Raw genomic sequence first — 14464 nt, forward strand, 5'->3', positions numbered from 1 at the left:
TTTGGGTATAACTGCCGATTTTAGCTGAATGTCATGATTGATCTGCAAGGCAAGAAACTGGTTCTGGGAGTGACCGGCGGCGTGGCGGCCTACAAGGCGGCGGAGTTGGTGCGCTTGCTGGGCAAGGCTGGCGCCGAGGTGCATGTGGTGCTGACCGAGGCTGGTACGCACTTCGTCGGTGCGCCGACCTTCCAGGCCCTGTCCGGGAATCCGGTGTGGTCCGACCTGTGGGACTCCCGCATGGACAACGGCATGGCGCACATCGACCTCAGCCGGGACGCCGACGCGATCCTGGTGGCGCCGGCGACGGCCGACTTCATCGCCAAGCTGGCGCAGGGGCGGGCGGACGATCTGCTTTCGACGCTGTGTCTGGCGCGCGACTGTCCGCTGCTCCTGGCGCCGGCGATGAACCGGCAGATGTGGGAGCACCCGGCAACCCGCCGCAATGCCGCCACCGTCGTCGCCGACGGCGCAGTGTTGTTCGGCCCGGCTGCCGGCGACCAAGCCTGCGGGGAGATCGGCATGGGCCGCATGGAAGAGCCGGAGGAGCTGCTGGAACGCACACTAGCCTTCTTCACGCCCAAGCAGCTGGCGGGGCGCAAGGTGGTGCTCACCGCCGGCCCCACCTTCGAGGCAATAGACCCGGTGCGGGGCATCACCAACAGCAGCTCCGGCAAGATGGGTTATGCGCTGGCTGGCGCCTGTGCCCGCGCCGGGGCGGAGGTGGTGCTGGTCAGCGGCCCGGTGGCCCTGCCCGTGCCGCAAGGTGCGCGGCGGTTGCCGGTGGCCAGCGCGCTGCAGATGCGCGACGCGGTGCTGGCTGCCCTGCCGGGTGCCGACGTTTTCATCGGTGTGGCCGCGGTGGCGGATTACCGGCCGGCGGAATCGGCCGAGCACAAGATCAAGAAATCCGCGGCCGACCGCAGCCTGGCGCTGACGCCGAATCCGGACATCCTGGCCGAGGTAGCTGCGCTGCCGGACGCGCCTTTCTGCGTCGGCTTTGCCGCCGAGAGCCGCGATCTTGATACTTATGCCGAAGGCAAGCGCCGCAACAAGAAGCTGCCGCTGCTGGTCGGCAACCTGGTGGGCGATGGGCTGGGCGGCGACGACAACACCATCATCCTGTACGACGATGCCGGCCGCCATCCGCTGCCGCGGGCGCCCAAGGCCGAGCTGGCGCAGCACATCGTCACCCATCTCGCTGCCTTGCTGGATGCGCGCGGCGCGTCCGGCAAGGTGGTCTGACGCAACCAAGGAACCCAAATGCATCGCATCGACGTCAAGCTTCTCGACCCCCGCCTCAAGTCGCATCCGCCGGCCTACGCCACAGCCGGTTCCGCCGGCCTGGACCTGAGGGCCTGCCTGGATGCGCCGGTGGTGCTGCATCCGGGCGAGACCACGCTGGTCCCCAGCGGCCTGGCCATCCACCTGGCCGATCCCGGGCTGGCGGCGATGGTGTTGCCGCGTTCCGGCCTGGGCCACAAGCACGGCATCGTGCTCGGCAACCTCGTCGGGCTGATCGATTCGGACTACCAGGGCCAGATCTTCGTTTCGGTGTGGAACCGCGGCCGGGACGCCTTCACCATCCAGCCGATGGAGCGCATCGCTCAATTGGTGGTGGTACCGGTGCTGCAGGTGGGATTCAACGTGGTGGACGATTTCGCGGCGAGCGACCGGGGGGCTGGTGGTTTCGGCAGTACCGGCAAGCACTGAGGTGCGGCGGCATGCCGGGATCCCGACCGGCGTCCATGTCGCCTGTGAGCGCGGCGGCCGGGTGTTGCTGATGCGCCGCGCCGGTACAGGCTTCTTCGATGGCCTCTACAGCCTGCCGGGCGGGCATGTGGAGGAGGGCGAGTCGGTGCGCGCCGCGGCGGCGCGGGAGCTTGCCGAGGAGACCGGCCTGAGGGTGCAGGCCGAAGCGCTGGAGTGGGTGGGCGTGGTGCATCGCCGCTCCGACAGCAACCGCATCGATTTCTTCCTGCGCGCCCGCGTATGGCAGGGCGAGCCGCAGATCCTGGAACCGGACAAGTGCGACTGCTTGGTCTGGTGCGACGCGGCCGCATTGCCGGCGGAAACCGTGTCTTACGTGCGCGTTGCGCTGAGCCAGCCGCAGGCGCCGTGGATGCTGGAACTGGGCTGGTAGGCGCGGCCCGGCGGCGGGATGAAGCAGAAGGGCCGGCACTGCCGGCCCTTTCCACGCGTGTAGCGCGCCTGGAGCAGTCTGCCGGTCAGCCCAGCATGTCTGCCCAGATGTTGCGTGCCCAGGACAGCGCGTATTCCCCTTCCAGTTCGCTGGCCGCGGTCGACACCCCGCCAGCGCCGGCAACCGGCACCGGCTGCTTCTTCTCTGCGTCGTATTGGTGTACCGAGGCGATGTGGATCACCCGTTTGGCATCGACGAAGCTGTAGCAGGTGTTCATTACCACCGGCGCCGGGTTGGGCGCTTCGCCGGCGAGCAGGTTGAGGATGGCGGCGGCGGCGACCTTGGCGTGCTGGTTGGCCATGTGGCCGGACTTCGGCATTGCGGGGCCGGGGAACAGCGCGTCGCCCAGCACATGCACGCCGGGAACGCCCTTGGCCTCGTAGCTCAGCCAGTCGATCTCCACCCAGCGCTCATTGAGCAACGGCAGGCCGGCGTTGCGGGCGATGTCGCCGGCGCGCATCGGCGGAATCACGTTCAGGACATCGGCGCGGATCCTGTCGAACTCCAGCTCGGCGCTGAGGCTGGCGGCGTCTACGCTGCGCAGCTCGCTGTTGGGGTGATACTCCAGCAGTGCGCCGTACTCGGCGAAAGCGGTGGTGAACAGCGCTTTCTTGGACTGGATTTCCGGGTTGGCGTCGAACACCAGCACCTTGGACTTCGGCTTGTTGCGGCGCAGATAGTCGGCCACCACGCTGGCGCGCTCGTAGGGGCCGGGCGGGCAGCGGTAGGGCGCCTTGGGAATGTGCATGGCGAACACCCCGCCATCCTTCATCGCCTCCAGCTGCTGGCGCAGCAGCACCGTCTGCCGGCCGGCCTTCCAGGCGTGGGGAATGCGCTCCTGCTGGCCGTCCAGGCCGGCGACCGCGTCGGGGATGAAGTCGACCCCCGGGGAGAGCACCAGGCGGTCATAGCTCAGCGTGCCGTTGGCAGCGGTGTGCACCTGGCGGCGGGCGGCGTCGACGTGAGTGACCTCGTCCTGCACTACCCGCACACCCCAGCGGTTGCGCAGGGCCTCGTAACCGACGGTGATATCGCCCATCTGCTTCACGCCGCCCACCACCAGGTTGGAGATGGGGCAGGAGATGAACACCGGGTTGCGCTCCACCAGGGTGACGGCGACGCTGCCCTGGCTCCACATGCGCAGGTACTTGGCGGCGGTGGCGCCGCCATAGCCGCCGCCGACGATGACCACATGGCCGGCATTGCGGGCTCCGCCGCCAGCGCAGGCCGAGAGGCTGGCAAGGGTGGTGCTTCCGGCCAGCGCGGCGGCGGACTTGATGAAGTTGCGTCTGCTCGACATGGCTGTGCTCCGGCTCAGTTACGGATGGACAGGTAATCGACGATCAGTGCGATCTGCTCGTCGGAGTAGCCCTTGGCGATCTGGTGCATGATGGTCGCCGGCCGTTTGCCCGCCTTGAAGTCCTGCATTTTCTGCAGCAGCTCCGCGCGGGACTGACCCGCCAGCCGCGGCATCGCGCCGGTGCTGGCGCCTTCGGTGCCGTGGCAGCCGGCACAGGTGGCCGCCAGGTTGCGCGCCAGCTGCGGGTCCTGCGCCTGGACTGATGCGGCGGCCAGGGCGCAGAGTGCGGCGCCCAGCATGGTGTGGAGCTTCATCGGTTTCTCCTGGTTCTCCTGAATCGGGGCGCAACGGTGGGCTGCGAGTATATCCCGGCGGTATGGCCCGGTCGGGCCGGCTGTGCGCCGGCCTGGCTCCGACAAGCCCGGCGCGCAGGCGTTCTCCGCCGCCGAGTGGGGAAGGCCAGGGCCATGCTGCCGACGGGCGAGTGGCATGCTTTTGCTATGCGAAAGGCATTGATTGCCGGCTTTTCCGAACCCGCTCGCCTCCCTGCGCGGAACGCGAGCGGGGAGGACGGGAAAACTGCTTGCGACGCTAAGGTAAAATGCTGCGTTTGACGTTTCCTGCCGGCACTGGCCGGGGCCCTGGCGGCCGAAGGGAAAACGTGCCCATGAACAGGAGAAGCAGATGGACCATAAGCGCAGGGACACCCTGAAGGCGGGCGGCGGGCTGGGCATTTTCGGCCTGCTGGTGGCGGCCGGCCTGATCAAGCCGGAACTGGCCGAAGCGGCCTGGAACAAGAGCGCCTTCGAGGCCAAGAACCTGGAAAGCGCGCTGGCGGCACTGGGTGCCGGCAAGCCGGGCGACAGCGCCGAGGTGCAGCTGAACACGCCGGACATCGCCGAGAACGGCGCGGTGGTGCCGGTGGGCGTGGTCAGCAAACTGCCCAACACCGAGCAGATCGCCATCCTGATCGAAAAGAACCCCAACCTGCTGGCGGCCAAGTTCGAGATTCCCGCCGGTACCGCGGCCGAAGTGCAGACGCGGGTGAAGATGGGCCAGACCTCCGACATCTACGCGGTAGTGAAGGCGGACGGCAAGTTCTACGTGACCAAGAAGGAAGTGAAGGTCACCCTCGGCGGCTGCGGCGGCTGAACCGGGCACAGGAGAAAGAGAATGGCAAACCCGATGCGTATCCGCGCCGCGGTGAAGGACGGTTTTACCGAAGTGCGCGTGCTCATGTCCCACGTCATGGAAACCGGCCAGCGCAAGGATTCGTCCGGCGCCCTGGTGCCGGCCCACTTCATTACCGAGCTCACGGCCAAGCACAACGACAAGGTGGTGCTGTTGGCCCAGTTCGGCCCGTCCGTGTCCACCAACCCTTACCTGTCCTTCAAGTTCCAGGGCGGGGCCAAGGGTGACAAGATCGTCGTCAGCTGGGTGGACAACAAGGGCGACAGCCGTAGCGACGAAGCCCTGATCGCCTGACGGGACCGCGCGCCGGCGGCAGGCCGGCAGCGCCGCGGACTCTTGCCGGTCCGCTCAAAACTAGATCAATCCGTCCCCGGAGATAAGCACGATGAGAAAGACCCTGGGCATGGCCGCGCTGGCGGCGGTGCTGGCGGGCGGCGCACAGGCGCAATCCACCGCCGACGAGATCGCCAAGTACCGCGAGATGATCGCCGACGGCAATCCCGCCGAACTGTTCGAGATGGAAGGCGAAAGCCTGTGGAAGACGCCGCGCGGGCCGAAGAAGGCCACGCTGGAGCAATGCGACCTCGGCCAGGGGCCGGGCGTGGTGGACGGCGCTTTCGCCCGCATGCCGCGCTATTTCGCTGATACCGGCCGGGTGCAGGACCTCGAATCCCGCCTCCTCACCTGCATGGAAACCCTGCAGGGCATTCCCGCCTCCGCGGTGGTGGACGGCGACTGGAACAAGGGCGAGCGCAAGACCATGGATGCGCTGGCCGCCTACGTCGTCACCCATTCTCGTGGCCAGAAGATCCAGCTGGATCTCGCCAACCCGCAGACCCGCCGCATGTACGAGCTGGGCAAGCGCGCCTTCTACTACCGCAGCGGACCGATGGACTTCTCCTGTTCCACCTGCCATGGCGAGGACGGCAAGCGCATCCGCCTGCAGGACCTGCCCAACCTCACCCACAAGGAAGGTGCCATTGCCGCCTGGGGCAGCTGGCCGGCCTACCGGGTGTCCAACAGCCAGTTCTGGACCATGCAGCACCGCCTCAACGACTGCTTCCGCCAGCAGCGCACCGCCGAGCCGGAGTTCGCCTCCGAAGTGACGGTGGCGCTGTCGGTGTACATGGCGGCGACCGCCCAGGGCGGCGTGCTGCAAACCCCCGGACTCAAGCGTTGAGGTGCCCACGATGAAAGCTGTTTCCATCCTGCGGCCGGCGCTTGCCGCCCTGCTGGCCGCCACCGCCGGCCTGAGCGCCGCCGCCGGCGAAGACTACGACGCGCAGACGCGCGAGATGATGCAGTCCTCCTTCAAGGAGAACGGCATCGCCAGCAAATACCGCCAGCTCCAGCTGGACTTCCAGAAAGCCTGTTCCGCCCTGGTGCCGCCCTCGGCCGCGGCCATGAAGCAGATCGAGGCCGAGCAGATGCAGACGGTGCGCTGGCCGGACGACGGCAAGTTCTTCGGCGACTGGAAGGAGGGCGAGAAGATCGCCCAGAGCGGCCGCGGCCTCACCTGGACAGACAAGGCCGGCGAGAGCAACGGCGGCGGCTGCTACAACTGCCACCAGCTGGCGCCGCAGGAACTCTCCTTCGGCACCATAGGCCCCAGCCTGCACCGCTACGGCAAGCTGCGCGGCAGCGACGAAGGCATGGTCAAGTACACCTGGGGCAAGCTGTGGAACGCCAAGGCCTACAACGCCTGCTCGCAGATGCCGCGCATGGGCGACGCCCACATCCTCAGCGAAGCCCAGATCAAGCATGTGATGGCCTACCTGTTCGACCCGGCTTCGCCGGTCAACCAGTAAGCTAGCCCGGCCAGCGGCGGTGCTTCTCGCGGAGCGCCGCCTTTTTTCATTCCCGTTCTTCTGCTGTGGCCGATGCAGGCCGCAGGCCCGCGGAGCCCGCCCATGTCCATGCATCGCCGAGAATTCCTGCAACTGCTGGCGGTGGCCGCCGCCGGCGGGCTGGCCTTGCACAACGGCGGGGCGGAGGCGGCGCGGGCCGGCGAGGCCTTCTACGACCTGCCGCGCTTCGGCAACGTCAGCCTGCTGCACATGACGGACTGCCACGCCCAGCTGTTGCCGCTGCGCTTCCGCGAGCCCTCGGTGAACCTGGGCGTCGGTGCCATGGCCGGGCAGGCGCCGCACCTGGTGGGCGAGCACCTGCTCAAGCGCTTCGGCATTCCGCCCGGCAGCGCCGAGGCTCACGCCTTCACCTGCCTGGATTTCACCGAGGCGGCGCGTAACTACGGCAAGGTCGGCGGCTTCGCCCAGCTCGCTACCCTGGTCAAGCGCTTGAAGGCGAGTCGCCCGGGCGCGCTGCTGCTGGATGGCGGCGATACCTGGCAGGGTTCCGCCACCGCGCTGTGGACCCGCGCCCAAGACATGGTGGACGCCGCCAAGCTGCTGGGAGTGGACGTGATGACGCTGCACTGGGAATCCACCTACGGTGCCGAGCGTGTCAAGGAAGTGGAGGAGAAGGACTTCGCCGGCCGCATCGACATCGTGGCGCAGAACGTGCGCACCACCGATTTCGAAGACCCGGTGTTCAAACCCTATGTGATCCGCGAGATCAACCGGGTGCCGGTGGCCATCATCGGCCAAGCCTTTCCCTATACGCCCATCGCCAACCCGCGCTGGCTGACGCCGGAGTGGAGCTTCGGCATCCAGGAACAGAGCCTGCAGCAGGCGGTGGAGCAGGCGCGCGCCGAGGGCGCCCAGGTGGTCGTGCTGCTGTCGCACAATGGCATGGATGTGGACCTCAAGCTGGCCTCGCGCGTCAGCGGCATCGACGCCATCTTCGGCGGCCACACCCATGACGGCGTGCCGGCGCCGGTGGTGGTGGCCAACCCCGGCGGCCGCACGCTGGTGACCAACGCCGGCTCCAACGGCAAGTTCCTCGGCGTGATGGACTTCGAGGTGAAGGACGGCCGGGTGGCCGACTTCCGCTACCGCCTGCTGCCGGTGTTCGCCGACCTGCTGCCGGCGGATGCCGAGATGGCCGCCTTCATCCAGCGGGTGCGCGCGCCCTTCGCCGGGCGCCTGGCCGAGCCGCTGGCGCATACCGAGGGCCTGCTCTACCGCCGCGGCAACTTCAACGGCTCCTGGGATCAGTTGCTGCTGGACGCGCTGATGGCGGAGAAGGAGGCGGAGATCGCCTTTTCCCCCGGCTTCCGCTGGGGCACCACGCTGCTGCCGGGCGAGACCCTGACCATGGAGCAACTGATGGACCAGACCGCCATCACCTATCCCTGGACCACGGTGACGCGCATGACCGGCGCGATGATCAAGACGGTGCTGGAAGACGTCTGCGACAACCTCTTCAACCCCGATCCCTACTATCAGCAGGGCGGCGACATGGTGCGGGTGGGCGGGCTGCAGTACGCCTGCGAACCGGGCGCGGCCATGGGCCGGCGCATCAGCGACATGCGCCTGGACGGCAAGCCGCTGGAGGCGGACAAGCTTTACACCGTGGCCGGCTGGGCGCCGGTGGCGGAAGAGGCGCGGGAGGCCGGCGAGCCGGTGTGGGAGGTGGTGGCGCGCTACCTGCGCGGCCGCGGGGTGGTGCCGCTGGTCACGCCGACCCAGCCGGTACTGAAGGGCGTGGCGGGCAATCCCGGCTTGATCTGAGAATGGCCGGCCAGATGAGCTGGCGGGCTCAGTCCGCCGGAAGCGGCCGCCGGCGCGGAAAGAGATTGCAGAAGCGCAGCTCCACCGGGTAGGGGAAAAAGTCCTCCACATAACCGCTGCGTATCTTGTCTTGCGCCGCGCGCCAGAAGTCCGGCTGCAGCAGGTCGGCGTGGTGCTTGAGGAAGGCCTTGCGCACCCGCGGCTGGCCGAGCAAGAAGGTGGCGAATTCCTCCGGGAACACGTCCATCGGCCCGGCGGTGTACCAGGGCTCGCCGGACAATTCCATCTCCTCGTAGGGCGCCGGCGGAATGCGGCGGAAGTGCATGCTGGTCATGTACTCGATCTCGTCGTAGTCGTAGAACACGACGCGGCCGTAGCGGGTGACGCCAAAGTTCTTCCACAGCATGTCGCCGGGGAAGATGTTGGCGATGGCCAGTTCGCGGATGGCGTTGCCATACTCGCGCACCGCATGCTCCACCTCCTCGTCGTTGGCCTGCTCCAGGTAGAGGTTGAGCGGCGTCATCCGGCGCTCGATGTAGAGGTGCTTGATGACCAGGCTGTCGCCCTCGATCTCGAAGCAGGAAGGCGCCAGCTGGCGCAACTCCTCCAGCAGCTCCGGATGGAAGCGCGACAGCGGCAGCGCCGCGTAGGAGAACTCCAGCGTGTCCGCCATGCGGCCCACCCGGTCCACCTGCTTCACTAGCAGGTACTTGCGCTTCACCGTGGCGCGGTCGACGTTCTTGGTGCTGCCGAACACATCCTTGATCACCTTGAACACATAGGGGTAGGACGGCAGCGTGAACACCAGCATCACCAGCCCGCGTATGCCGGGCGCGACGATGAACTGATCGTTGGAATGGCGCAGGTGGGCAAGCAGGTCGCGGAAGAACATGGTCTTGCCCTGCTTGCCCAGGCCCAGCATGGTGTAGAGCTCGCTGCGCGGCTTGTTGGGCATGATGGAACGCAGGAACTGCACGTAGCCGGAAGGCACCTCCATGTCCACCATGAAGTAGGCGCGCGACAGCGAGAACAGCACCGATATGCGCCAGGCGTCCAGCAGCACCGTGTCAATGTAGAGCAGGCCCTGGGCGTTGTGCCGTACCGCCAGGGTGAAGGGGTATTCCTGGTAGCCGTTGATGGCCTTGCCGATGATGTAGGCCGTCTTGTTGCGGTAGAAGGCGGCGTACAGCACCTGCAGCTGGCAATTCACCTCCATCTTCGGCCAGTGGCCCAGGTGCTGGTGGGCGGTGCGCAGGATGTAGCGGATGTCCCGCTCCAGGTTCTCGAAGGGGCGCTGCCAGTCGAAGTCCTCGATGATGTCCCGCAGCGTGCCGGCCAGGCCGCGGTCGCGCGGGTAGTAGCTGGAATACACCGGCGGGTAGGACTCGATGTACTCGGTGGAGGCGGCCGGGCGGGCGAACAGGTAGTCGTTGTTGAAATAGGTGCGGTGCAGGATGCGGCAGCACACCGAGTTGAAGAAGCTCTCCGCCAGCTCCGGCTGTTTGTGCTTGATCAGCATGGCGATGAAATGGTGCTTCACCTGCTGCCAGGTGGCGTCGTCCACCGAGTCGGCATGGAACTCGCGGTGCAGGCGCTGCACCGTCTCGTCCACCCGGTCGTCGTAGAACTGCACCCGGTCGCGCACCGCGTCCAGCTGGGCCTGCCATTCGGCGGCCTCGAAGAATTCCTTGGCTCGCCGCGAGGTCTCGCGAAAGATGCGGTAGTGCTTGTTGAAGCCTTCGATGAGGGCCTGGGCGATCGCGAGCGACACCGGGCTATTCCTGTAGGGCGCGTCCATCTCGGCTTTCCCCTGGGGCAATGCGCACAGGATACGCAGCCGCGAGGCGCTGGCAACAGCCGGCGCAAGAGGCCCTGTTCGCTGGCCCGCAGGCGTGCTTGAAAGGCCGGGGGGACGAACGGAGGGCGCGGCCCGGCCGGTGCGTGGCGGGGCTGGGCGGAGGCCGCTTAGCAGAGGAAAAACAAGGACTTGATGGCTCCGGTCGGTGCATTTTTTGATACTTGGTCCGGGAAGTCTTATATCTTTTATCTTCTGTATTTTTTCATATTGTGAAAGCCTGTTTTACTTCTGGCGTGCACGCCGGGTCGCGGCGCTATAATGCGGCGCTCGAAAAGTCGGTTGGGAGTCGCGAGGCACCGCGGAGGCAGACAAGCCGCGGGCGTGCCGGAAGTGGCTGCGCACAGGGCGGGAGACAGTCGCGGGTGAGCGCGCTCTCCATGCCGGGCCCGCGTTCCCCATGTCTTTCGACGCGCTGGCGCCCCCGGGCCACCGCCCGTCCGCGCCATCGTTCGATCAGCGCACCCAGACCATGAGGGAGAAACAAGCAATGTCGCAGCAGCCGACCATCTTCTACACCATCACCGACGAAGCGCCGATGCTGGCGACCGCCGCTTTCCTGCCGGTGATCCGCGCTTTCACCGCTCCCGCCGGCATCAACGTCGAGGAAGCCGACATCTCGCTGGCCAGCCGCATCCTGGCGGAGTTTCCCGAATTCCTGACCGACGAACAGAAGGTGCCCAACACCCTGGCTGAACTGGGCGCGCTGACGCTGCAGCCGGATGCGAACATCATCAAGCTGCCCAACATCTCCGCTTCGGTGGCCCAGCTCAAGGCTGCGGTCAAGGAGCTGCAGACCAAGGGCTACAAGGTGCCGGACTTTCCGGAAGACCCGAAGACCGACGAAGACAAGGCCATCAAGACGCGCTACTCCAAGTGCCTGGGTTCCGCGGTGAACCCGGTGCTGCGCGAAGGCAACTCCGACCGCCGCGCGCCGCTGGCGGTTAAGAACTACGCCAAGAAGCACCCGCACTCCATGGGTGAATGGAAGCAGTGGTCGCAGACCCACGTCTCCCACATGCACCACGGCGACTTCTACCACGGCGAAAAGTCGATGACGCTGGACAAGGCGCGCGACGTGAAGATGGAGCTGATCACCGCCTCCGGCAAAACCATCGTGCTCAAGCCCAAGGTCGCGCTGCTGGCCGGCGAGATCATCGACTCGATGTTCATGAGCAAGAAGGCGCTGTGCGAGTTCTACGAGAAGGAACTCGAGGATTGCCGCGAAGCCGGCATCCTGTTCTCGCTGCACGTGAAGGCGACGATGATGAAGGTCTCACACCCCATCGTCTTCGGCCACTGCGTCAAGATCTACTACAAGGAAGCCTTCGAGAAGCACGGCAAGCTGTTCGACGAGCTGGGCATCAACGTCAACAACGGCATGGTCGACCTCTACGAGAAGATCAAGACCCTGCCCGAGTCCAAGCGCGACGAGATCATCCGCGACCTGCATGCCTGCCAGGAGCATCGCCCCGAGCTGGCCATGGTGGACTCCGCCAAGGGCATCACCAACTTCCATTCGCCCAACGACGTCATCGTCGATGCCTCCATGCCGGCCATGATCCGTCAGGGCGGCAAGATGTGGGGTGCCGACGGCAAGCCTTACGACTGCAAGGCGGTGATGCCGGAGTCGACCTTCGCCCGCATCTACCAGGAGATGATCAACTTCTGCAAATGGCACGGCAACTTCGATCCGAAGACCATGGGCACCGTGCCCAACGTCGGCCTGATGGCGCAGAAGGCCGAGGAGTATGGCTCCCACGACAAGACCTTCGAGATCCCGGAAGACGGCATCGCCAACATCACCGATCTCGCCACCGGCGAAGTGCTGCTGACGCAGAACGTGGAGGCCGGCGACATCTGGCGCATGTGCCAGGTGAAGGACGCACCCATCCGCGACTGGGTCAAGCTGGCCGTCACCCGCGCCCGCAACTCCGGCATGCCGGCGGTGTTCTGGCTGGACCCCTACCGTCCGCACGAGAACGAGCTGATCAAGAAGGTCGAGACCTACCTGAAGGACTACGACACCAAGGGCCTGGAGATCAAGATCCTGTCCCAGGTGCGTGCCATGCGCTTCACCCTGGAACGCGTCGCCCGCGGGCTGGACACCATCTCGGTCACCGGCAACATCCTGCGCGACTACCTCACCGACCTGTTCCCCATCATGGAACTGGGGACCTCGGCCAAGATGCTCTCCATCGTGCCGCTGATGGCCGGTGGCGGCATGTACGAGACCGGCGCCGGCGGCTCCGCGCCCAAGCATGTGCAGCAACTGGTGGAAGAGAACCACCTGCGCTGGGATTCGCTGGGCGAGTTCCTGGCGCTGGCGGTATCGCTGGAAGACCTCGGCATCAAGAACGACAACGCCAAGGCCAAGATCCTGGCCAAGACGCTGGATGAGGCCACCGGCAAGCTGCTGGACCTGGACAAGTCCCCCTCGCGCCGTACCGGCGAGCTGGACAACCGCGGCAGCCAGTTCTACCTGACCCTGTACTGGGCCCAGGCGCTGGCCGCGCAGACGGAGGATGCCGCGCTGGCCGCCCACTTTGCCCCGCTGGCGAAGGCACTGGAAGAAGGCGAGCAGAACATCGTCGCCGAACTGAAGGCGGTGCAGGGCAAGCCGGTGGACATCGGCGGCTACTACCAGGTGGATGTGGCCAAGTGCAAGGCGGTGATGTGCCCCAGCACTACCTTCAACGCCGCGCTGGCAACGGTGGGTGCCTGATACGCTGCACAGCAATCAACGGCTTGGAAGCGCGCTGACCTAGGCGCGCCTCCTGCCGTGAAAGGGAGAACGCCGGGCTGGTCCCGGCGTTTTTCTTTTCCGCTTCCCCTGGCCTTGCCCGGGTTTCCCCCTGCGTTGGCCCTGCCGGCGTTTCATGGATAATCGAAACGCAGTCCGGTCAAGGCGGCTCCGGCCGATCAGCAAGAAAAATCCCGTACAGGGATGGACATCGCCGGCCGACGGTCGCAAAGGCAAATCCGTTTGTCCAACGCGCACACCAGGAGGGGCAGCAATGAGTGCATCTCATGTCAAGGTTCCGGCGGCTGGCAGCAAGATCGTCCCCGGACAGCCGATACCCGACGAACCCATCATCCCGTACATCGAAGGCGACGGCATCGGCGTGGACATCACGCCGGTGATGCTCAAGGTCATCGACGCGGCGGTGGCCAAGGCCTACGGCGGCAGCAAGAAAATCCACTGGATGGAAGTGTTCGCCGGCGAGAAAGCCACCCGGCTCTACGGCCCGGACGAGTGGCTGCCGAAGGAGACCTTCGACGCGCTGAAGGAATACGCCGTCTCGATCAAGGGGCCGATGACCACGCCAGTGGGCGGCGGCATCCGCTCCCTCAACGTCGCCCTGCGCCAGGAACTGGACCTGTACCAGTGCGTGCGCCCGGTGCGCTACTTCAACGGCGTGCCCTCGCCGCTGCGCGACCCGAGCAAGGTGGACATGGTGATCTTCCGCGAGAACACCGAGGACATCTACGCTGGCATCGAGTGGGCGGCGGAGTCGGATGGGGCGAAGAAGGTTATCCGCTTCCTGCAGGAAGAGATGGGGGTGAAGAAGATCCGCTTCCCCGCCACCTCCGGCATTGGCATCAAGCCGGTGTCGCGCGAAGGCACCTCCCGCCTGTTCCGCGCCGCGATGCAGTACGCGATCGACAACGACCGCCGCAACGTCACCATCGTGCACAAGGGCAACATCATGAAGTTCACCGAAGGGGCCTTCCGCGACTGGGCCTACGAGGTGGCGCAGCAGGAGTTTGGCGCCGAGCCGATCGACGGCGGGCCGTGGTGCCGCTTCAAGAATCCGAAGAGCGGGCGGGAGATCATCGTCAAGGACGCCATCGCCGATGCCTTCCTGCAGCAGATCCTGCTGCGGCCGGCGGAGTACGACGTGATCGCCTGCTGCAACCTCAACGGCGACTACATCTCCGACGCGCTCGCCGCCCAGGTGGGCGGCATCGGCATCGCACCGGGCGCCAACATCTCCGACAAGTACGCCTGCTTCGAGGCCACCCACGGCACTGCGCCCAAGTACGCCGGGCAGGACAAGGTGAATCCCGGCTCGCTCATCCTCTCCGCCGAGATGATGCTGCGCCACCTGGGCTGGAAGGAGGCAGCGGACCTGGTCATCAAGTCCATGGAAGACGCCATCGGCGACAAGGTGGTCACCTACGACTTCGCCCGCCTGATGGAAGGTGCCACCGAAGTCAGCTGCTCCACCTTCGGTGACGCGATGATCGCGCGCATGTAGAACGCGCCTGGGTGGCGCAAA

Annotated in this window: 13 protein-coding genes; 10 read left to right on the plus strand and 3 right to left on the minus strand. The window is 66.2% G+C overall.

The features are described from left to right. Positions 1-33: 33 nt before the first annotated feature. The 3 genes from coaBC to GRF61_RS03450 are packed head-to-tail and all read left to right on the plus strand — an operon-like array spanning position 34 to position 2143. The gene (gene coaBC / locus GRF61_RS03440) at positions 34-1245 is read left to right on the plus strand and encodes a bifunctional phosphopantothenoylcysteine decarboxylase/phosphopantothenate--cysteine ligase CoaBC (RefSeq protein WP_169149317.1); all 1212 of its coding nucleotides are present in this window, start codon (positions 34-36) and stop codon (positions 1243-1245) included. Between the two features lie 18 nt (positions 1246-1263). Further along, on the plus strand, positions 1264-1713 hold the full coding sequence (gene dut / locus GRF61_RS03445; RefSeq protein WP_133591984.1) for a dUTP diphosphatase: 450 nt from the start codon (positions 1264-1266) through the stop codon (positions 1711-1713). A 1-nt stretch (position 1714) separates the two neighbouring features. After that, positions 1715-2143, plus strand: coding sequence for an NUDIX domain-containing protein (locus tag GRF61_RS03450; protein WP_348982336.1), 429 nt, complete (start codon positions 1715-1717; stop codon positions 2141-2143). 85 nt (positions 2144-2228) lie between these two features. On the opposite strand, the gene GRF61_RS03455 is transcribed toward GRF61_RS03450, so the two are convergent. After that, positions 2229-3503 carry an NAD(P)/FAD-dependent oxidoreductase gene (locus GRF61_RS03455; protein ID WP_169149318.1) on the minus strand — a complete coding sequence of 425 codons (1275 nt, stop codon included), beginning with the start codon at positions 3501-3503 and terminating at the stop codon, positions 2229-2231. 14 nt (positions 3504-3517) lie between these two features. Next, entirely contained in the window at positions 3518-3817 is a 300-nt protein-coding gene (locus tag GRF61_RS03460; RefSeq protein WP_169149319.1) for a c-type cytochrome, read from the minus strand. Between the two features lie 370 nt (positions 3818-4187). Between GRF61_RS03460 and soxY the strand changes: the two genes are divergently transcribed. The 5 genes from soxY (at position 4188) to soxB (ending at position 8326) form a co-directional block, all read left to right on the plus strand. Continuing rightward, positions 4188-4655, plus strand: a complete 468-nt coding sequence (gene soxY, locus GRF61_RS03465; RefSeq protein ID WP_169149320.1) for a thiosulfate oxidation carrier protein SoxY — start codon at positions 4188-4190, stop codon at positions 4653-4655. A 21-nt stretch (positions 4656-4676) separates the two neighbouring features. Continuing rightward, positions 4677-4988 carry a thiosulfate oxidation carrier complex protein SoxZ gene (gene soxZ / locus GRF61_RS03470; protein WP_169149321.1) on the plus strand — a complete coding sequence of 104 codons (312 nt, stop codon included), beginning with the start codon at positions 4677-4679 and terminating at the stop codon, positions 4986-4988. Between the two features lie 91 nt (positions 4989-5079). After that, on the plus strand, positions 5080-5874 hold the full coding sequence (soxA, locus tag GRF61_RS03475) for a sulfur oxidation c-type cytochrome SoxA (protein WP_169149322.1): 795 nt from the start codon (positions 5080-5082) through the stop codon (positions 5872-5874). A gap of 10 nt (positions 5875-5884) precedes the next feature. Then, a complete protein-coding gene (soxX, locus tag GRF61_RS03480) occupies positions 5885-6502 on the plus strand; it encodes a sulfur oxidation c-type cytochrome SoxX (RefSeq protein WP_211165716.1) in 618 nt (205 codons plus the stop codon). 102 nt (positions 6503-6604) lie between these two features. Then, positions 6605-8326, plus strand: coding sequence for a thiosulfohydrolase SoxB (soxB, locus tag GRF61_RS03485; RefSeq protein WP_169149324.1), 1722 nt, complete (start codon positions 6605-6607; stop codon positions 8324-8326). Between the two features lie 28 nt (positions 8327-8354). Here soxB and aceK read toward each other — a convergent pair whose 3' ends face one another. Then, complete coding sequence (gene aceK, locus GRF61_RS03490) at positions 8355-10124, minus strand: bifunctional isocitrate dehydrogenase kinase/phosphatase (protein WP_169149325.1); 1770 nt, start codon at positions 10122-10124, stop codon at positions 8355-8357. Positions 10125-10671: 547 nt separating this feature from the next. Here aceK and GRF61_RS03495 point away from each other — a divergent pair. Then, positions 10672-12906, plus strand: coding sequence for an NADP-dependent isocitrate dehydrogenase (locus GRF61_RS03495; protein WP_169149326.1), 2235 nt, complete (start codon positions 10672-10674; stop codon positions 12904-12906). A 292-nt stretch (positions 12907-13198) separates the two neighbouring features. Next, a complete protein-coding gene (icd, locus tag GRF61_RS03500) occupies positions 13199-14443 on the plus strand; it encodes an NADP-dependent isocitrate dehydrogenase (protein WP_169149327.1) in 1245 nt (414 codons plus the stop codon). Positions 14444-14464 lie beyond the last annotated feature (21 nt).

Origin of the sequence: Azoarcus sp. TTM-91 (genome assembly GCF_012911025.1) — a bacterium.
Lineage (GTDB): Bacteria > Pseudomonadota > Gammaproteobacteria > Burkholderiales > Rhodocyclaceae > Azoarcus.